We start from the raw sequence: 19,895 nt of genomic DNA, 5'->3' as shown, positions 1-19,895 counted from the left end.
GAGGTATACCGACTTATTCCACGAAATGATATTGCGGTGCTGCACTTTGGGTTAGCCAAACACTAGAATAAGAGGGGGCTTTATCAAAGGACAAAATGTTGAACTAAGAGCCGATGTTACAAATCTCTTTAATGCACGTACTAATACAGTGACCGAAGGGTTCTCAGGCGTTGAGCCTGGTCGAATGTATTGGTTAGGCGCAAGCTATAATTTTTAGTAAGCTTATTACCTCTAAGTGCAGTTTTATAAAAGGACGTTTTGACGTCCTTTTACCGTTTTATAGGTATTTACAAGCTATTTTATAAAGGGACTAAAGTGGCTAATTGCAACCGAAATTGTTATGTTATAGGTAACATTTAAAATAAATTATCTGTAATGAAAAAAAGTAAACGTTCCTCTTTGCAGGATATAGCCGATGCTGTAGGTATGACTAAAATGACGGTAAGTCGTTATTTAAAAAGTCCTACAAAAGTATCTGAGGCTACGCGCAGTAAAATCAGTGCAGCGATTGATTTACTTGGTTATATACCTAATAAAGCCCCCGATTTATTGTCAAATGCGAAAAGCTTTTCTATTGGTGTGCTGGTTCCATCATTGACTAACCAAGTGTTTGCACAAGTGATCCGAGGAATTGAAGAAATAACTGAACCGGCAGGTTATCAAACCATGCTCGCGCATTATGGTTATAGCCCAGAGATTGAAGAGAAAAGGGTGGAGTATTTATTGTCTTATCATGTCGATGGATTGATATTATCTGAGACAATTCACACCGAACGAACACGGCAAATGATAAAAATGGCAGGTATTCCAGTTGTTGAAATAATGGATATTAACCATCCACCCATTCAGTATTCAATTGGCTTTGATAATATTAAAGCGGCCTTTGATATGACCTGCGCTCTTATAGATAAAGGCTATAAACATATTGTTTATTTAGGTGCCAGGCTCGATATGAGAACCAAACTGAAACTGCAAGGTTATACCGCTGCGATGGCTAAAAGGGGATTGACGCCACAAAGTATCATGACAGATAAACCATCGTCGTATAGTTTAGGTGCCAAGCTTATAGTGCAAACACTCAAGGTTTATCCAGATACAGACTGTGTTTTTTGTACCAATGATGATTTAGCGATAGGTGCGATTTTTGAGTGTCAAAAAAATAATATAGCAGTACCAGAGCAAATGGCTATTGTTGGCTTTCATGGTCACGATGTCGGTCAATCTATGGTGCCGCGACTTGCCAGTGTAATAACGCCACGTCAGCGGATTGGCAATCTTGCTGGTGAAAGGTTATTGAGCGTTATTGATACCAAACAGGATGAAGTAGATTACGAGGCGGTTTTTGATGTGGGTTATAAAATTCATTTAGGTGAAAGTACTTAGTATAAAAAATGCTCAAGCGAATATAGCTTGAGCATTTAGTCGCTATAGAAACAGCGAGATCAATATTGCGACTATCGCGCCACATGTACCAATAATTGTTTCCATCACGGTCCACGTTTTAAGAGTTTGCATTTCGCTAAGGCCAAGGTAGCGACTGGCCAGCCAAAACCCAGAATCATTAACATGAGAAAGCACGATAGAGCCACCACCTATTGCAATCGTAATTGCAGCAAGTTGCGCGCCACTGAGCCCAAGAGGCGCTAACATTGGGGTAATTAAGCCACATGCTGTTAGCATAGCAACGGTTGCAGAACCTTGAATTACTCTTACCGCAGCAGCCAAAACAAACGCTAAAATAACAATAGGTAAACCTGAACCTGCAAGGTAATTACCCAGTGCATCGCCGACGCCAGAATCAATCAATACTTGTTTAAACACGCCACCTGCACCAGTGACAAGAATAATCACGCCAGCGGGTTGTAGGGCACTACCGCAGATCTCCATTATTCGGTTATTAGGCACACCTCGTCTGGCACCCAGAAGATAAAAAGCCATTAAGCAAGCGGTTAAAATGGCAGTAAAAGGATGACCAATAAATGCAAGCCAATGTGCGATGCTCGAGTCGTTTTGCACAAACCGACCACCTAATGTATTTAAGCTGATCATAAGCAAAGGTAGGGCAATTAAACCAAGGGCAAGAGCGAAGCTAGGAGTGCCTTTACCTTCTCTTGTTTCGTTCTCTGTTTGAGCATGAGCGGGCAGTTCAACATGAATAGATTTTGAGATAAACGCTCCCCAGATAGGGCCGCCAAGTAGCATCGCGGGAATACCTGCAAGTAAGCCAAACAAAATCATATAGCCATAGTCAGCCCCTAATTCAGAAGCCACTAAAATAGGGCCCGGCGCGGGAATTAAAAATGCTTGGCAAGATGCTATTCCTGCTAGTAAACCAATGCCAATTTTAATTACACTGCCGCCGCCTTTTCTGACCACCGCAAAAACAATCCCAATTAAAAGCACCACAGCAACATCAAAAAATAATGGTAAAGCACAAATGAAACCAGTAAAAGTCAGTGCCCAATTGGCATTTTTATCACCAAACCTGTGTAAAAGAGTATGTGCAATGCGATCCAGTGCACCCGTTTCTTCCATAACCTTGCCAAACATAGCACCTAAGGCAACCACTACAGCTACAAAGCCGAGTGTGCCAGCCATACCTTTTTCAATTGTTTTTGTGATCATTTCAGGGCTCATGCCTGAGCACAATCCTGCGATCATCGAGACTAATATCAAAGATACAACGGCATGAAGCCTTACTTTCATTACGAGAAAAAGTAATAAAAAGATAGAGCCTACTGCAGTTAAAATTAAAGATAAATCTGACATATACTTCCTACTAATACGATCTTAATCATTTTTCGGTTAATTTTGTTTAACTTCACATAATTGATTGTTACGGGTAACATACTACCTGTAACTTAAAATAATAAATACATTGAACAGCAATGAATTTAAAATTAAATAGAGGTTAATCAAGTGAGCCAAACAAAAACTGGGCGTATATTTATTATTATGGGCGTATCAAGCACTGGCAAATCAAGTGTTGGCTCAGTATTAGCAAAAAAAATGAACGTTAAGTTTATTGATGGTGATGACCTGCATCCAAAAGCAAATATATTAAAAATGTCTGCTGGGGAGCCACTTAATGATAATGATAGAACGCCGTGGTTAGAAAGAATTCGTGATGCTGCTTTTAGTATTGAAAAGAAAAATGAAGTCGCAGTGATAGTTTGCTCTGCCTTGAAGCAAAAATACCGTCAGCAAATATGTGATGGCAATGTGGGAATTACGTTTTTACACCTTCATGGTGAGTTTGAACTAGTGAAAAAAAGAATGCAGGATAGAACAGGCCACTTTATGCCAGTTGAATTGTTAAAAAGCCAATTTGATACGCTTGAAATGCCGGATGAAAACAATGTTATTACTATCGATATAGACCAACCATTTGCAGACGTAGTTGAAAGTTGTTTTAAAGCGACCTTGAAATAAACTATAAAGTGCTTCTTTCAGACGATGTGTGAGTAATAAAAGTCGCAGGAAACCAAGTAACCTGCGACTGATACATATTCAATTAGTAACGCTTTTTAGGTGCTTTTAGTTGTGAATCAAATTCATCAGGAAATAAAATTGTGCCGTCGTCTTCTTCGGTTGGAAAAACGGCGATAAGTAAGTCATCTTGTTCAAGACCGGGTGTCCATCGGGTTGTCCAATCTTTCAATGGAATTGCTTTAGCTGTGCAATTTTCCCACTCACCGGTAGCCCATGCCTCGGCATAAATACGTTCAGGCCATACCGGTACACAATCATCATCTTCGTTGGCGAGCATAACACAGCCATCGTCGTCATTTAATATCCACACTTGTTTGAACTCTTGGACGGTCTCAAACATAAAAGCCAATCTTTTTTTGGCTCCTAAATTTAAGATTGTCTCGAATTTTTCAGATGCGGTTGCAGTTGCATTACTCATTAATAGACTCTCTCTAGAATGGCTTAGGTATAGTATATTGACTAATATGACAAAATGTCGATTAGTTAAAAATTAATTACACATTGCGTGGTATAAATCGTCGGCGAGTTGGCTTAGATCTTGTTCGCAGCGGTTAGTCAGTGCATAGGTTCGCAAGCCGTAAAGGCCCATTGCTAAAAAACGAGCTAGATGCTCAGCTGTGCGTGTGTTTGGGATTTCACCTTCTTTTATCGCGCGCTCAAATTGTTCGGCGAGGGCGTTTTCGTAGGCGTTTAAATTTGTCATTAGTACGTGGCTGATCTGTGAATCTTGCCCTTCAACTTCACTAATACTTTTAGTCAGTAAACATACTTTCATCGCATCACCACTGATACACTCGTTGACTATTGAGTCTAAGTATTGGCGTAGGCTTGGTAAAACGGGTTTATGTTGACAAAAAAGTGCCGTAAATTGCTGATTTCTATCAGCCTGATATTGCTCAATAGCCGCTAAAAAAATACCTTTTTTATTACCAAACGCAGCATATAAAGATCCCGGATGAAGCGCTGTAACTTGCGTTAATTTTTGCATACTCGTTTTAGCATAACCGTGTTGCATAAAAGCCAGCATCGCTTGGCGAAGTACAAATTCACGGTCAAATTCGGCTATTCTCATAGGGCGCTCTGTTGCATTCTATTTGACTTATAAGGTGTAGATGGGGTTAGTTTACTTAATCTTGAACAAATATTCAAAAATAGACTTGAATGTTTTATTGTTCGCCCTTATCTTGAATGTACACTCAAGATAAGGATTGATAAGAATGACCACTGATCTACTGCAACCGTTTAAGCTTAATGACACGATTGAATTACAAAACCGTATACTTATGGCACCGCTAACGCGTTGTATGGCTGACGATAACTTAGTGCCAACCCAAGCGATGGTTGATTACTACGCACGCCGTGCTGAAGCCGGTTTAATAATTAGTGAAGCCACGATTATTCGCCCTGATGCGCAAGGTTACCCGAATACGCCAGGTTTATTTACCAGCGCACAAATTCAAGGCTGGAAAAAAGTAACCGATGCTGTGCATGAGCAGGGCGGTAAAATGTTTGCACAACTTTGGCATGTTGGTCGGGTTGCACATCCACACTTTTTTGATGGCGACGTTTTAGCCCCATCGGCTATTGGTGTTGAAGGCTCTGTACCACGTATGCGTGAGCTTACTTATATTACCCCAAAAGCAGCAACCACTGCCGATATTAAGTCATTAATTGCAGATTATGCAAAGGCTGCAGAGAATGCACTTGAAGCTGGATTTGATGGCGTTGAGATCCATGGTGCGAATGGTTACTTAATCGATCAGTTTTTACATTATGCAGCCAATGAGCGTGATGATGAATACGGGCAAACTCCAGAGAATATGTCGCGTTTTGCACTTGAAGTTGTTGATGCGGTAATTAACGTCATCGGTGCAGATAAAACTGGGCTACGTTTATCTCCTGGTGCTTACTTTAATATGAGCGAAGATAGCCGCGATAAAGCGGTATTTGATTACCTCTTAAACGAGTTGAATAGCCGAGCACTCGCTTACTTACATGGCGGTATTTTTGACGATAGCATGCGCTTTGCAAGCCTTGCAGATAAAACGACGTCAGAATATTTACGTGCGGCTTATTCAGGTACTTTAGTGGGTGTTGGTAGCTATGATTTTGACACGGCTAAAGCTGCGATTAACGCCAATAAGTTTGATTTAATTGCTATTGGTCGCCCGTTTATTGCAAACCCAGATTACATCAGTAAAATCAAAAATGCTGAAGAAGTGGTTCCGTATAGTGATGAAATGCTGGCTGAACTAATTTAAACGTAATTTATTTTAGTCACTAAACCACCTACGCTCGTAGGTGGTTGCATTAACGCCATACATGTTGATTGCAAACTCGTTTTAGGTATTTATTTGCGATTAGCAATATTGCTTTTTAATCGTTACTAATACTGTGAAAAATACTTTTTCGTATTGATTTAACTCCCTCTCTATTTCCTACAAATATTACCGCGATAGACTGTTATTTAAATTATAATATCTTTATATGTTAATTGGTTAAGCTGCATTGTTGCCATAAATAATCAATATTTTTGTCACTGTTACGTCAATTTTTTCGAGCTTTTTTGTCATATATTCCCTCCATACTTTGCCCGTATACAAAACAATAATTGCAAATGGGACAACAATGCGTACTTTTACTAAAAGATCGACTTTAAGCTTAGCAATCGCTTTAGCGTTTTCAACTAATAGCTTTGCAAATACCAATGAAATAGAAGAAGTCACGGTAGTGGCAAAACCAACGAGCTATGCAAATAGTGTGATTGAGCAATCAATGATTGAACAGCAGAGTTCGGTATCAAGTGTATTATCGGTGATGGATAACCTACCGGGAATTAGTATTAACGAAGGTGATGCATTTGGTGGTGATGATTGGTCTACCACTATTACGATGCGCGGCTTTAGTATCGATGGTAACCAACAGCAGTTAGGTATGACGGTTGATGGTATTCCAAACGGCGGCTCTAATTATGGCGGTGGTGCAAAAGCTAATCGCTACCTAGACAGCGAAAACTTAGCCACGGTTGAAGTGGGCCAAGGTACCTCAGATATCGCCTCAGCATCACTTGAAGCACTCGGTGGTACGTTTAATTTTGTTAGTAAAGATCCTAGCCTTGAGCGAGGAACTACATTTGCTTACACCAATGGTGACCATGATGCGACCCGTTATTATTTTAAGCATGAAACTGGCACTCTCTTTGATAACACGCAAGCTTATGTGAGTTATTCACAAACCAATACTAGCCGCTGGATAGGTGATGGCAGTAATGGCGGTAAAGATAATCAACATGCTGAGGCTAAATTTGTATCTAATTTTAATGCGCTGACTGTAACAGGGCGTTTATCGTATGATGATGTAAGTGAGACCAACTATAACAGTGTGAGCTTGCAGCAATTTGCGCAAACACCAGATTGGGATCAACTAACTTGGAATTGGACTGGCGTGCCACACTTTGACCAAATGTTTGCAGAAGGTTGGGGTACATTGCGTGAAAATGCGTTAGGTTACGTAAAGTTTGAATACGCAATCTCACCTTCGTCATTATTAACAATCAGCCCTTATTACCATAAAAACTCAGGGCGTGGTGATTGGATCCCACCTTATTTAACATCACCTGTCGATAAAGACGGTAATCCAACAACCGAAGGCGGCACAAATGCTGGCTCATATGGTTTTGCAGATAGCCAAGGTAAGCCATTAACGCCTAATGCAAATTGTACGGATACACTCAGTTGGCCATGGGATTCAGGCACAGGGTTGAATCCGGCGTGTTACCCAGATTCGGCAATACCGGTAATGTCATATCGCCATACACACTATGACAAGGACCGTTTAGGTTTGACCGCCGATTATAAATTAACCTTAGGGATGCACGATATTGAAGCAGGTATTTGGCTTGAACAAACTGATCGTGACGAATCTCGTGATTGGCATAAAGTTATTGACGCTCGCGTGTATCATCACTTTGATAGCACCCCATACTGGACGCAATATAAAAATACTTTTGAAACAGATACCTTTAAGTGGTACGTACAAGATTCTATCAGCCTAGGCGATTTTACAGTTAATCTTGGCGCTAAACAGTATTTAGTTGAATTACAAAAATACGATCATTTTGCAGATCTACGCTCTGATAAAATAAACAGTGATTCAGATGTGTTATTTAGTGCAGGTGCTTTGTACCAGCTAACTAGCAGCACTGAGTTATTTGCCAGTTTTAGTGAAAATTTCTCAGCAATTAAAGATGGTGTGCTGGAGCGTGATAGTTCTACACTCACAGAAATTGAACCAGAAACAGCTGAAAATATCGACTTTGGTGTACGTTATAAAGCAGACCGCTTGAGCCTAACTGCGACCGCTTATTCTATTGCCTTTGATAACCGTATCACCTTTATCGCACCTGGCAGTGATACCGGCGGGATTGATTATACGATAGGTACAAATGGCTCTTACATCAATGTAGGTGGTATTGACTCGCAAGGTATTGAACTATCAGCAAGTTATATGCTTACAAATGAATGGAATATTTATACTTCATATACTAATAACAGCTCTGAATACGCATCGCACGATCCAAGTGCCTACGATGCCGATGGTGTTATCCTCAAAGATGAAGACGGAAAAGCGCTACCGCCAAGCTTTAAAAAAGGCGATGACGTAATCGATTCACCAAGCGATATGTTTGTGCTTTCGACCGATTATTACAGTGGCGACTTCCGCTTTGGTATATCCGCTAAATATACCGGTGAACGCTTAGGTGCATTTTTAGATGAGCAAACTCGTACACGTAATAAAGTTGATGGTTATACCGTGCTTGATATCAATGCCGGTTATGCCGCAGACGTCAATGCCGGCCCATTTAAATCAATCGATATTGCTTTTGCTGTCACTAACGTAACAGATAAACAGTATTTAGCGGGTGGGACAGGTAATGGCAGCACTTATTTTATTGGTGCACCACGAACTGCAGCACTTACATTTACTGCTAATTTTTAAGCCCTAATTATAAAAATAATAACCAAAACCCATCCTTGTTGATGGGTTTTTATTGATAGGAATACTATGAAAGCAATAGCTAAACTGGCCGTAATAGGCTGTACATTAATGGTAAGTCATATTGTCAAAGCCAGTGATAATGTCGTGCTTGTGACGCTTGATGGTGTGCGCTGGCAAGAGGTATTTAACGGCGCCGATCAAAAATTGTTAGCAAATCCCGATTTTGTTAAACAGCCAGAGCAATTGAAACAACAGTTTTGGCGCGATGACAAACACGCCCGACAAGCTCAGTTAATGCCATTTATTAGTAATACGATTGCTCAACACGGTGTGTTAATTGGCGATAGAGAGAATGGTTCAACAATGTCGGTGAGTAACCCGTGGTATTTTTCATACCCAGGCTACAGTGAGATCTTAACTGGCAGTGTTGATGAGGCAATTAACAGTAATGATAAAACGCCAAATCCAAATAAAACTATTTTAGAGCGATTAGAGCAACGCGCTGACTATAAAAATAAAACCGCCTTATTTGGCAGTTGGGATGTATTTCCGTTTATTGTTAATACCAAACGCAGCGACGTATATGTAAATGCGGGTTTTATGCCAATTGAGGCAGACTTATTTGCCGATGCGCCACTATTAAATGCTTTACAACAGGAGATCCCAAGTCCTTGGCATAATGTGCGTTTAGACAGTTTTACATATCGTTTTGCCAAAGCTTATATGCTGGCAAAAAAGCCTAAGTTATTAGTGATCAGCTTAGGTGAAACCGATGATTTTGCCCATGATGGTCATTACGATCACTATTTGCAGTCGGCTAAACAAAGTGACGCTTTTATCAAAGACTTATGGCAAACCATTCAGACTACACCTGGCTATAAAAATAACACAACGCTTATTATCACCACGGATCATGGCCGTGGCAGTAACGCTAATGATTGGCAGCATCATAGTTCAAAACAAGCAATGGCAAAATCGGAGCAAGGTCGTAAAGCTTTTCCTGAGGGAATTATTGGCTCTGAGCATATTTGGTTAGCTGCAATTGGCCCAGATATTAAACCGCAAGGTTTATTAAAAACAACAACAGAGCTCAAACAAGCACAAGTTGCGGCAACGATTTTAACCGTACTTGGCGAAAACCCTAAGCAGCTTAATCCCGCTATGGCGGATGCAATTGATGAGATTTTAAAATGAAGCATTTAATTAAAGCGGCCGCATTGGTAAGCATTGTTGCGAGTTTTTCAGTATTAAGTACACCGCAAAAACTAACGCCGCAAAAAATACTGTTTGGCTCATGTGGGCATCAAGATAAAGATATTCCGATTTTTGACGCGATCAATAAAGAGCAGGCAGATTTGTTTATCTTTTTGGGTGATAACATCTACGGCGACACCAACGATATGCGCGTACTTGCCGATAAATATCAGCGCTTAGGCGCTAAGCCCGGCTTTAAAACGTTAAAAGCACAGACTCCCCTTATTGCCATGTGGGATGATCATGATTTTGGCCAAAATGATGCAGGTAAAGAGTACCCACATAAAGAACAGTCTCGGAAAATTATGCTCGACTTTTGGCAAGAGCCAACGGGTTCAGTGCGTCGCACACGTGCCGATGGGATTTATACCTCGTATATGTATGGTGAAGGTGAGCACACGATACAAGTGATCATGCCTGATCTGCGTTGGAACCGCGATGCACTTAACCACGTTAGTGAAACACAATACAAGACTGAGCGTAAAGCGAATAATCAAGGGCCTTATAGCCCAAGTGAAGTAAAAGGCGCATCGATGTTAGGTGAGGCGCAGTGGCAATGGCTTGAACAAGAGCTTAAAAAGCCTGCTGCAATTAAACTGATTGCTTCGAGCTTACAGTTACTGCCTGACTTTACCGGCTGGGAGTCATGGGCTAATTTTCCGGAGGATAGAAACCGTTTATTTGCGTTAATTAAAAAACACAAAGTAAACGGCGTGGTAATTATCAGTGGTGACACACATTGGGGTGAGATATCAAGGTATGAACAAAACCTTGATTATCCACTGATTGAAATGACCAGCTCAGGCCTTACTGAAAAATGGAAAAACGTCAGTCCTAATAAACACCGCGTGGGGAAGTTCACACATGACGTTAATTACGGTGATTTAAGCATTGATTGGCAACAAACAGATCCAGCTATTTCACTCCAGCTAAAAGGCATTGATGGCGATGTGATCATGCAAAGCCAATTTAGCTTATCAAGTATTAGCCCATATAAATAATGACTCCCTCAGAAAATAAAACGCACAGTAGCTATACTGTGCGTATAAAAAGTGAGTTAATTATTGTGCTAACTCGCTGATTTATTAATGCCAATTAGCGACAATGGCTACCCCTATAATTGAAAATATCTTACACTGTTTTTATCTCAAGCAAGAACAGTGTCGCTATGCTCAATATTATTCAATCTAACCGTATGGAAGCCCTGCAAGCGCAGTTTCATCAGCTTTTAAAAGTAAACCCATTAAGCAGCCCGTTTGATAAAGAAGTGGTGTTGGTGCAATCTCCGGGTATGTCGCAGTGGCTGAAAATTGGTTTAAGTGAAAGTTTGGGGGTGGCAGCACAGGTAGATTTTCCATTGCCATCGAGTTTCATTTGGCAGTTATACCAGCAGCTATTACCGAATGTACCCAAAGAGTCGGCGTTTAATAAACCTAATCTTGCTTGGAAATTATTTGCTATTTTACCAAACTGCATTGATGAACCGTTATATTTACCCCTTAAAACCTACTTAGCAGGTGACACAGACGGTCAAAAAACCTTTGCTTTATGTGAAAAAATAGCCGATGTATATGACCAATATTTAATGTACCGTCCGCACTGGATAGCCACATGGGACAGCGGCACTGATAAATTAGATGATGTAGATATTAGTATCGCGCCGTGGCAGCCTGATCTGTGGCGAAAAATAGTAGCGCATAGTCAAGTGCTTGGGCAAAGTCAGTTTCATCGCGCCAATATGCAAGGGCAGTTATTAGCCGCGCTTGATAAAATGGACAGTAGCTTATTACCAAAGCGGATCAGTTTATTTGGTATTTCAGCCATTGCCAGTTCGCAACTTGATGTGTTTGATGCATTGAGTAAAAAAACCGAGGTATTTTTATTCTTTTTTAATCCCAGCGAACATTATTGGGGGGATTTAATTGATGAAAAAACTGCAGCTAAAATAACGGCTAAATACGCCAAAATGCCATTGCTGGAAGCGCAGCAAAAAAAGCAAAGTGAGCCAGAGCAAGACTACTATTTTATTGGTAATCCGTTGTTATCATCGTGGGGTAAATTAGGCCGTGATTACTTTGAACAACTGGTACAGCGTGACGCAAGCTGGATTGATGGCTTTATTGATGTGTTTGACGACAGTTTACTTGGTCAAATTCAAAGCGAAATTTACCAGTTAGCGTTTAAAGGTGAATCCCTTACTGACAATAAAGAATGGTTTATAAACGATGAAGGTAAGCTTGCAATAAGCGCTACCGATACCAGCATTGCTCTAAGTGATTGCCATACTCCACTTAGAGAAGTTGAGCGTTTGCACGATTACTTACTTAATTTATTTAATCAAAACCCCGCACTCACCCCAAAAGATATTATAGTAATGATGCCGGATGTTGGCACTTATAGCCCTTACATCGAAGCGGTATTTGGTGGTGCGCAGGGTAACCGTTTTATTCCCTATGCGTTAGCCGATCTAGCCATTGAGCAAGAAAAACCGGTACTGAGTTCGTTTGCAAGCTTAGCTGATCTGCCGTTTTCGCGCTTTGGTGTGTCAGATATCCTTGATTTACTGCAAGTGACGCAAATAGCTGAAAAGTTTAGTGTTGAAGCGCACGAATATGAGCAAATTCAATATTGGCTTGAGCGTGTTGGCGTCAAGTGGGGAATAAACGCCGAGCATAAGCATAGCTTTGATTTACCCGCGATAGAATTAAATACCTGGCAACATGGCTTAAACCGCTTATTGTTAGGTATTGCCCAACGTGATGAACAATGCCCGTTTAATGGCATATATAGCGCTGATGAAGTGGAAGGGATGGCACTTGATACACTCAATAAATTAGTGCATTTTATTGATGTATTGCAACACTTTAAACACAGGCTCACCCCAGACGACACGCTAACTAATAAAACCCTTATCCTGAGTGAACTATTAACGGCTATTTACGAGAGCGAAAGCGACGATAGCTGGGATTTACTGGTACTGCAAAAGGTGCTCGAAGAGCTGCAAAAGCACCATGATAATGGCGATTACACGCAAGTAGTGTCACAGCGTATTGTGAGTTATTTAATTAAACAAGGCATTCAAGAAAAAGGTGTAGGGCAACGCTTTTTAGTCGGCCAAGTGAACTTTTGTACGCTAATGCCAATGCGTGCTGTGCCATTTAAAGTGGTGTGTATGTTAGGGCTTAACGATGCCGATTACCCACGAACGGTGCAGCCGATTGGTTTTGATTTAGTGCCTTATTCGAAAAAGCAAAAAGGTGACCGATCGCGCAAATTAGATGACCGTTACTTATTTTTAGAAGCGCTGCTCAGTGCCCGTGATAACTTATACATGAGCTATATTGGCCGTTCATGTTTTGATAATCAACCGCGTATGCCATCAACCTTAGTGAGTGAATTACTAGAATACATTGGCCGCAGTTTCAAATTTGCTGAGCCAAGTGAGCAAACCTTGCCTGAGTGTTTGATCAATAAACAGCATTTACAGCCTTTTAATAGCCGAAATTATCAGGCAGATACCACTAATACGCTGCAATCCAATCACAGTTATAATCCAATTTGGTTACCCGCTCAGGCGATAATCCCAGAGCCACTGACGGCGCTTGAGGTCAGCGCACCTGAACATCTTGAGCTGGATATGTTTATCCGCAGCGTATGCAATGCACAAGAGAGTTTTTATCAGCAAAGTTTAGGGTTGCGTTTAGCACAATTTAACGAAGTAGCTAAAGATGAAGAGCCATTTAGTTTAGACGCACTGCACCGTTATTTTTATCTCGACGAAATACTCGAAGCGGCTATTTTTGAGCAGCCCCTTAGTCGTGAGCAAATACTGCAACGAGGCGAGTTACCGCAGGCGCATGTTGGAGATTTGATCTTTGAGAAAATGCAGCACCGGGTTGATGCACTGGCAGGGCAAGTTAAAGAGCACATCAAGGGCGGCAAAAATGAACCGATTGAAGTTGCTCTAACACTTCACAGTGATAACAACAGTACTGAGCTTGAAGGCTGGTTAAATCATCTTTATCAGCACAAACAAGTGTTTTATCGCAGTGCCAGTATCAAGGCAAAAGATCTCATCAAGGGCTTTATATATCACCTTGTTGCGCAGTGCGTGGATCAACATGTAGAAACTGTATTACTTGGGCTTGATAAACAAATCACTTTTGCAGCTTTGGATAAAGCAGATGCCCAAGCACTGTTGCAAGATTGGTTTACTTTATATAACGCACTACTTAAAGAACCCGTAGCGTTTTTTCCTGTGAGTGGCTATGAGTACGTAAAAAGTGGTGGCGATATTGGCAAAGCAATGAGCAAATTTAGCCCACAATATATTGGCCGAGGCGAGGGCGAGAACCCCTATATTCGCTTAACAACGCAATCGTTGAATGAGTGCCAAGAGGAATTTATACGCTGGAGCGATATGCTACTTGCGCCGTTATTTGCACATGCAAAGGAGAGTGACCATGCAAGCGCTTAATCCACTTACGATGCCGCTTATTGGGCAAAGTCTCATTGAAGCCAGTGCAGGTACCGGTAAAACTTATACTATTACAGGTTTATATTTACGTTATTTACTCGGCATGCAAATCGCGCAACAACACTCATCGCCCGTAAATACTCCGCTGAGTGTTGAACAAATATTGGTCGTTACGTTTACCGATGCCGCCACCCAAGAAATTAAAGACCGTGTGCGCACTCGTATTATAGCAGCACGTGATGCACTGCTTGGCCAAGCAACAGAGGATGAGCTGATCAATGCTGTGATCGCCACAATCGATGATAAACACCGTGCATTTGATTTGCTCGATGCCGCCGCTAAATCGATGGATGAAGCAGCAATATTCACCATTCATGGTTTTTGCCAACGAATGTTAAAACAGCATGCGTTTGAGTCTGGTGTGGCGTTTAATTTGGAGTTTATTTTAGATCAACGGGAGATCTTGCTTGAAACCATTAAAGATTTTTGGCGAGTGTTTGTATATCCACTCAATAAAGAAAAAACCGATGCAATTTTAGAGGTATTTGCTGCCCCTGAAGCGTTATTTAGTAAAGTGGCGAACATACTTAATAAAGGCAATGCGCTGGTTACTCCGCAAATAAATCTAGATGATGTGTGGCAAGCACGCGAGCTATATATTGGTAAAGTCGCGAGCTTTAAAAAAGCCTGCCTTGATAGCGAATTTATTGCAGCTGTAAAAAGCTCTGGCTTAAGTGGTGCCAAAACACCTGCACGTAAAGGTAGCCTTGCAGCGCTTGAGGCATTTTGTAAAGGTGATGAGCTATTTTTTGAGTTTGGTACAAACAAGTACTCTTATGAAATATGGAGTACTGAAAACCTCAGTGACGAAGCTAATTATAAAAAAAATCAGCCTTTGTTTAGTCATGTAATGCTTAGCCAGTTTGATGAAATGGCTAAGCTTGTTAACACTGTTAATCAAGGCTTGGCAATCGCTATTGTGCAACATGCGGCAAGTTGGGTTAAACAAGCCATTGTAAAACGCAAGCAAGAGCAAAGCGTTATAACTCCTGATGATTTATTAACTAATTTGCACAGTGCACTCAATACAGAGCAAGGCGCAGCACTGGCAGAAAAAATAGCGCAGTTGTTCCCGGTAGCGATGATTGATGAGTTTCAAGATACTGATCCCATTCAGTACGGTATTTTTAGTAAAATTTATAGCCAAGAAAACACCACGCTTGCCATGATAGGCGACCCTAAACAAGCTATTTACGGTTTTAGGGGCGCGGATATTTTTACGTACATTGGTGCTAAACACGAAGTGGCAAAGGAGCAGCAATTTACCCTTGGTACTAACTTTCGTTCCAGTAGCGATGTGGTTGCAAGCGTCAATGCACTGTTTAGTAAACACGATAACAGCTTTATTTATAACGATGCGATCCCGTTTAATCGCGTGGCGGCACAAGGTAAAAAAGCCGATAAATCGTTTTTAATAGATGGCCAACCTGCCACCGCCTTTGAGTTTTGTGTGTTTGCAGATAGCGCCGCAGATGAAAAAAATAAACCAACTAATAAAGGCATTGGCCAGCAACATTTAGCTAGCTATTTTGCCAATAAAATAGTGATCTTACTTGAGCAAGCACAGCAAGGGCGTGCGTGTATTGCGAATAAGCCAGTCACGGCGGCAGATATTTGTATTTTGGTGCGTGATCGGGTTGAAGCGCAAATTATGAAAAAAGCCCTCAGTGATGCCAAAATTGCGAGCGTGTACTTATCCCGTGAGAGTGTATTTAGCCAAGAGCTGAGCCATCATTTACTTAATTTTTTATCGGCTTTACATGGCCAATACAACGAATCACTGTTGCGCGGCGTGTTAGCTGGGCCACTATTTTGCTTAAGTTATAATGACATTTATGCCTTGGCTGATGATGAAGCACAGTGGCAAGAGCATCTTAACTTTTTTGCTTACCTGAGCTCTATTTGGTACAAACAAGGTGCAATGGCAATGCTTGAGCACTTACTCAGTCACAATCAATTAAGCGCGAAATGGCAAGGGTTGGGTTACAACGTTGAACGTTGGCTGACCGATTTTCGTCATTTAGGCGAGATCCTACAGCAAAAACAAATCGAGCTAGAGGGTACTTTACGGTTATTACGTTGGTTTGCGCAGCAAGTAAGTCAACAAGATGGTGAAACCGTGCAAGTACGCCTTGAGAGTGATGCCAATTTGGTAAAAATAGTCACTATGCATGCTTCAAAAGGGCTTGAATACCCGCTGGTATTTATGCCATTTGCCAGCGGTTATCGTGAAACGAAAGATGCGTTGTATCATCAGGATGGCCAGCTGATTTACGATCTCAGTAAAAACGATGATGCGTTACAAAAAGCGGAGCAAGAACGCCTAGCTGAAGATCTACGGTTATTGTATGTTGCACTCACTCGCGCCGTTCATTACTGCGCAATTGGTATGTATAACCTAGGCCAAGGACAAAGTAGTCGGTTGGCAATTCAAAGTAGCTCCTTAGGGCATGTATTATTTGCAGGACTTGATATCACCAGTAGTTTAGTGTGGCGCACGCATTTACAAGAGTTTTGTGCTGACAAACCAGCCATGAGCTATCAACAGTTTACTAGCGAAGAGTTATCTCAGCAGGGTGCATTATCACTGCAATCAAGCCAAACACAAAGTCACAGTGTGAGTGTTAATAAGGTTAAAGTTAAAATTGAACGTGATTGGCGCACCACCAGTTTTAGTGCGCTGAGTTTTAAAAGTCATAGCGAGCATTTAGAACCTGGGCGCAGCGACGAAGATCATCAAAAAGATGAGTTTGCCACGCAACAAGACGATATTCGCTCACCTTATAGCTTTCCCAAGGGGGCAAAACCGGGTAGTTGTTTACACGAGATTTTTGAGCAATTGGATTTCACCAGCCCAGAGCAGCACCCCACAAACCATGAGCAAAACCTAAGCGTGGTAGTTGAGCGCAGCTTAAACAAATACCATATTAGTGAGCAATGGCAAGAGACAACTGAGCAATGGGTGCTTGCCGCGTTAAACTGCCCATTGAATGAAAACGGTTTAAGCTTAAGTAAATTAACGCCACGGGATTGTTTGGTTGAAATGGAGTTTAATCTGCCAATTACCAGTTTAACGGCAAAAGGCTTGAATGAAACATTGATTAAGCACTTTGGTTTTAATCAAAGTAGGCTCGATTTTTATGATGTAAAAGGCTTATTAAAAGGGTTTGTCGATTTAATATTTTGTCATAACGAGCAGTATTTTATTTTGGATTATAAGTCTAACTTTTTAGGCAACCAGCCAACTGATTATGAGCAAGAGCATTTAGAGCAAGCTATGAGTAGCCACCAGTACCATTTACAGTATCTAATTTACACCGTGGCATTGCATCGGTTATTAAAACAACGGATCAACAATTACAGCATTGAGCAGCATTTAGGTGGCGTATATTACACCTTTTTACGTGGTATGGCAGATGGGAAAGGTGTGTACTTTAAAAAGTTGACCGCCGAGCAAGTTATTATTTTAGATGGGCTTTTTAGTCAAGGCAGGGTTGCCCAAAGCATAGATGAGGCAACCGAAAATAGCCAAGGAGCAATGCTATGAGCGTGTTAGATACCAATACAGCCATTGCAACAGCAGCGACGAACGACGTACAAATAGTGCCATTATTTGATTACCTACTTAGCGAAAACCGGCTACGAATGGTTGATATAAAACTGGCAGAATTACTGTGTAGCAGTGAGCAAACTCAACAACCAAACGACGTTTATTCACTGCTTTTATTACTCTGTTTATCGCAGCAAAGTCAGCACAGCTGTTTAGATTTAGCGCAGGTAGATTGGCGTAATCCGTTTAATTTACGCCAAAGTGATTTTACCAAACTAGCGGGCATAATTCCTGACACACTCAGCCCGTTTAACGACACATTTACCACCGCAGAGGCAATTAATTGCTTGCAAAACCATCCTAGTGTCGGGGAGACTAAACCGTTACAGTTACTTGAACAACGACTTTATTTTGCACGTCTAAGCGGTTATGAGCAAACACTGGCATCAAGATTGTTGTTAATGAGTGAGCGTAAGCTCGATATTGATAGCGATAAGTTAACTCAGTTACTTTGTGACTATTTCCCCGAACAAGATGCACCAGAGCAAGGGCTCGATTGGCAAAAGGTTGCCTGTGCGATGGCAGCAACCAAAGGCTTTAGCGTTATTACCGGTGGCCCAGGAACAGGTAAAACCACGACCGTGACTAAGCTACTAGCAATTTTACAATCGCTTTATCAAAATGCCCCACTGAGTATTAAGTTGGTGGCACCGACAGGCAAAGCCGCTGCGCGATTAAGTGAATCAATCCTTGGGGCAAAACAACAGTTAAAAGATAAAATAAGCGCTGCTATTACGCCGCTGATCCCAGAAAGCGCGCAAACGATTCACCGGTTACTGGGGGTAAAACCGTTTACTAATAAGTTTAGGCATAACCGCAGTAATCCATTGCATTTAGATGTATTGATCATTGATGAAGCGTCGATGGTTGATTTATCGCTGATGGCTAAACTAATTGAGGCCTTACCAGAGCATGCGCGACTTATATTACTCGGTGACAAAGACCAGCTTGCCTCGGTTGATACCGGCAGTGTAATGAGCGATTTATGCCAAGGTTTAGTGCTTGGCCAAACACCAAGTTATTCAGAGGCGCGTTGCGCTGAACTAAACAGCTTATGCTTTAATAACCAGCGCAAATTAGTCGCAGGTAATAGTCAATTCAAACTGGCCGACTGTATCGCGTTTTTACAGCACAGTTACCGTTTCACAGCCGACAGCGGCATAGGTCAATTAGCATTAGCGGTTAATACCAATAACAGCGGCAAGCTCAATTATGTAGAGCAAGAGCTGAGCAGCGGCCAATTTAAAGACGTTATTTTAGACTATGACATTGTAAGTAAACCGATTGATAAACTAGTACAAAGCGCCGCCAGTAAATACGCTCAGTATCTTAATTTAATTAAACAACACGCGAGCGTACAAGACATACATAAAGCTTTTGCCAGTTACCAGTTGTTAGCCGCAGTACGCGAAGGCGATTATGGCGTTCATAGTTTAAATAAACGCATTGAAACGCAATTAAGCCAGCAAGGATTGATTAATGTAAACTCAAATCAGCGGCATTATTTGGGCATGCCGATTATGATTGCGCAAAACGATTATCAGCTAAAACTATTTAATGGAGATATTGGGATTTTAATGCACGACGACAGTGCCCAGCTCAAAGCCATATTTATTGACGAGCAGGGCAATCAACGGGCATTTTCACCAGCCAGACTACCAGCCCATGACACAGTTTATGTAATGACTATTCATAAATCACAAGGCTCCGAGTTTGCCTATACGGCTATGGTACTGCCACCACAAAACCAAGCAACTGCCGGCATCAACCGCCAGTTAGTCTACACCGGCATTACCCGTGCTAAAAACACTTTCGAGCTGGTGGCTGATAAAAAAGTGTTGTTAATGGCAATGAATAAATCAGTCAGCAGGGCATCAGGATTGTATGAGAGGTTGGTGGAGTTTTGAAAGGGAAAGCTTTAAGTTTTAAGCTGCTTGCTCTGACCCCGTTAAATTTATCATGTAGGTCAAGCTTTAGCTTTTTTGTTGTCACAGATGCTTTGAT

12 protein-coding genes are annotated in these 19,895 nt (G+C 41.4%); 9 read left to right on the top strand and 3 right to left on the bottom strand.

The features are described 5' to 3' along the window. The first annotated feature begins 375 nt into the window (after positions 1–375). A complete protein-coding gene (gntR, locus tag FW757_RS08825; protein WP_446441121.1) occupies positions 376–1,383 on the top strand; it encodes a gluconate operon transcriptional repressor GntR in 1,008 nt (335 codons plus the stop codon). Between the two features lie 42 nt (positions 1,384–1,425). Here gntR and gntU read toward each other — a convergent pair whose 3' ends face one another. Beyond that, positions 1,426–2,769, bottom strand: coding sequence for a gluconate transporter (gene gntU, locus FW757_RS08820; RefSeq protein WP_446441120.1), 1,344 nt, complete (start codon positions 2,767–2,769; stop codon positions 1,426–1,428). Positions 2,770–2,919: 150 nt separating this feature from the next. Between gntU and FW757_RS08815 the strand changes: the two genes are divergently transcribed. Next, positions 2,920–3,432: a gluconokinase gene (locus tag FW757_RS08815; RefSeq protein WP_446441119.1), complete on the top strand. Its 513-nt coding sequence runs from the start codon at positions 2,920–2,922 to the stop codon at positions 3,430–3,432. Between the two features lie 82 nt (positions 3,433–3,514). On the opposite strand, the gene FW757_RS08810 is transcribed toward FW757_RS08815, so the two are convergent. Together FW757_RS08810 and FW757_RS08805 are read right to left on the bottom strand one after the other, a co-directional pair. Beyond that, complete coding sequence (locus tag FW757_RS08810; protein WP_145233101.1) at positions 3,515–3,910, bottom strand: DUF2750 domain-containing protein; 396 nt, start codon at positions 3,908–3,910, stop codon at positions 3,515–3,517. Between the two features lie 72 nt (positions 3,911–3,982). Next, positions 3,983–4,564: a TetR/AcrR family transcriptional regulator gene (locus FW757_RS08805; RefSeq protein ID WP_145233102.1), complete on the bottom strand. Its 582-nt coding sequence runs from the start codon at positions 4,562–4,564 to the stop codon at positions 3,983–3,985. Positions 4,565–4,709: 145 nt separating this feature from the next. On the opposite strand from FW757_RS08805, the gene FW757_RS08800 reads away from it, so the two are divergent. The 7 genes from FW757_RS08800 (at position 4,710) to recD (ending at position 19,798) form a co-directional block, all read left to right on the top strand. Further along, on the top strand, positions 4,710–5,753 hold the full coding sequence (locus FW757_RS08800; protein WP_149982560.1) for an alkene reductase: 1,044 nt from the start codon (positions 4,710–4,712) through the stop codon (positions 5,751–5,753). A gap of 367 nt (positions 5,754–6,120) precedes the next feature. Continuing rightward, positions 6,121–8,490, top strand: a complete 2,370-nt coding sequence (locus FW757_RS08795; protein WP_182717389.1) for a TonB-dependent receptor domain-containing protein — start codon at positions 6,121–6,123, stop codon at positions 8,488–8,490. A 66-nt stretch (positions 8,491–8,556) separates the two neighbouring features. Continuing rightward, positions 8,557–9,684, top strand: coding sequence for an alkaline phosphatase family protein (locus FW757_RS08790; protein ID WP_149982558.1), 1,128 nt, complete (start codon positions 8,557–8,559; stop codon positions 9,682–9,684). Beyond that, entirely contained in the window at positions 9,681–10,745 is a 1,065-nt protein-coding gene (locus FW757_RS08785; protein ID WP_182760883.1) for an alkaline phosphatase D family protein, read from the top strand. The genes FW757_RS08790 and FW757_RS08785 overlap by 4 nt, the downstream gene beginning before the upstream one ends. Positions 10,746–10,912: 167 nt before the next feature. Further along, complete coding sequence (gene recC / locus FW757_RS08780) at positions 10,913–14,221, top strand: exodeoxyribonuclease V subunit gamma (RefSeq protein WP_446441118.1); 3,309 nt, start codon at positions 10,913–10,915, stop codon at positions 14,219–14,221. Then, complete coding sequence (gene recB, locus FW757_RS08775) at positions 14,208–17,828, top strand: exodeoxyribonuclease V subunit beta (RefSeq protein ID WP_446441117.1); 3,621 nt, start codon at positions 14,208–14,210, stop codon at positions 17,826–17,828. The genes recC and recB overlap by 14 nt, the downstream gene beginning before the upstream one ends. Further along, a complete protein-coding gene (gene recD, locus FW757_RS08770) occupies positions 17,825–19,798 on the top strand; it encodes an exodeoxyribonuclease V subunit alpha (RefSeq protein WP_182717394.1) in 1,974 nt (657 codons plus the stop codon). Before recB ends, recD begins: the two co-directional genes overlap by 4 nt. Positions 19,799–19,895 lie beyond the last annotated feature (97 nt).

The organism is Pseudoalteromonas sp. 1181_04, assembly GCF_052850545.1.
The sequence above is the reverse complement of the archived record's forward strand: the minus strand, read 5'-3'. Positions and strand labels throughout refer to the sequence as shown.

Bases quoted from the DNA above. Each gene is read 5' to 3' on its own strand.
- FW757_RS08785 (WP_182760883.1), top strand. From the start codon at position 9,681: ATGAAGCATTTAATTAAAGCGGCCGCATTGGTAAGCATTGTTGCGAGT.
- recD (WP_182717394.1), top strand. From the start codon at position 17,825: ATGAGCGTGTTAGATACCAATACAGCCATTGCAACAGCAGCGACGAAC.
- FW757_RS08790 (WP_149982558.1), top strand. From the start codon at position 8,557: ATGAAAGCAATAGCTAAACTGGCCGTAATAGGCTGTACATTAATGGTA.
- recC (WP_446441118.1), top strand. From the start codon at position 10,913: ATGCTCAATATTATTCAATCTAACCGTATGGAAGCCCTGCAAGCGCAG.
- gntR (WP_446441121.1), top strand. From the start codon at position 376: ATGAAAAAAAGTAAACGTTCCTCTTTGCAGGATATAGCCGATGCTGTA.
- recB (WP_446441117.1), top strand. From the start codon at position 14,208: ATGCAAGCGCTTAATCCACTTACGATGCCGCTTATTGGGCAAAGTCTC.
- FW757_RS08805 (WP_145233102.1), bottom strand. From the start codon at position 4,564: ATGAGAATAGCCGAATTTGACCGTGAATTTGTACTTCGCCAAGCGATG.
- gntU (WP_446441120.1), bottom strand. From the start codon at position 2,769: ATGTCAGATTTATCTTTAATTTTAACTGCAGTAGGCTCTATCTTTTTA.
- FW757_RS08800 (WP_149982560.1), top strand. From the start codon at position 4,710: ATGACCACTGATCTACTGCAACCGTTTAAGCTTAATGACACGATTGAA.
- FW757_RS08795 (WP_182717389.1), top strand. From the start codon at position 6,121: ATGCGTACTTTTACTAAAAGATCGACTTTAAGCTTAGCAATCGCTTTA.
- FW757_RS08810 (WP_145233101.1), bottom strand. From the start codon at position 3,910: ATGAGTAATGCAACTGCAACCGCATCTGAAAAATTCGAGACAATCTTA.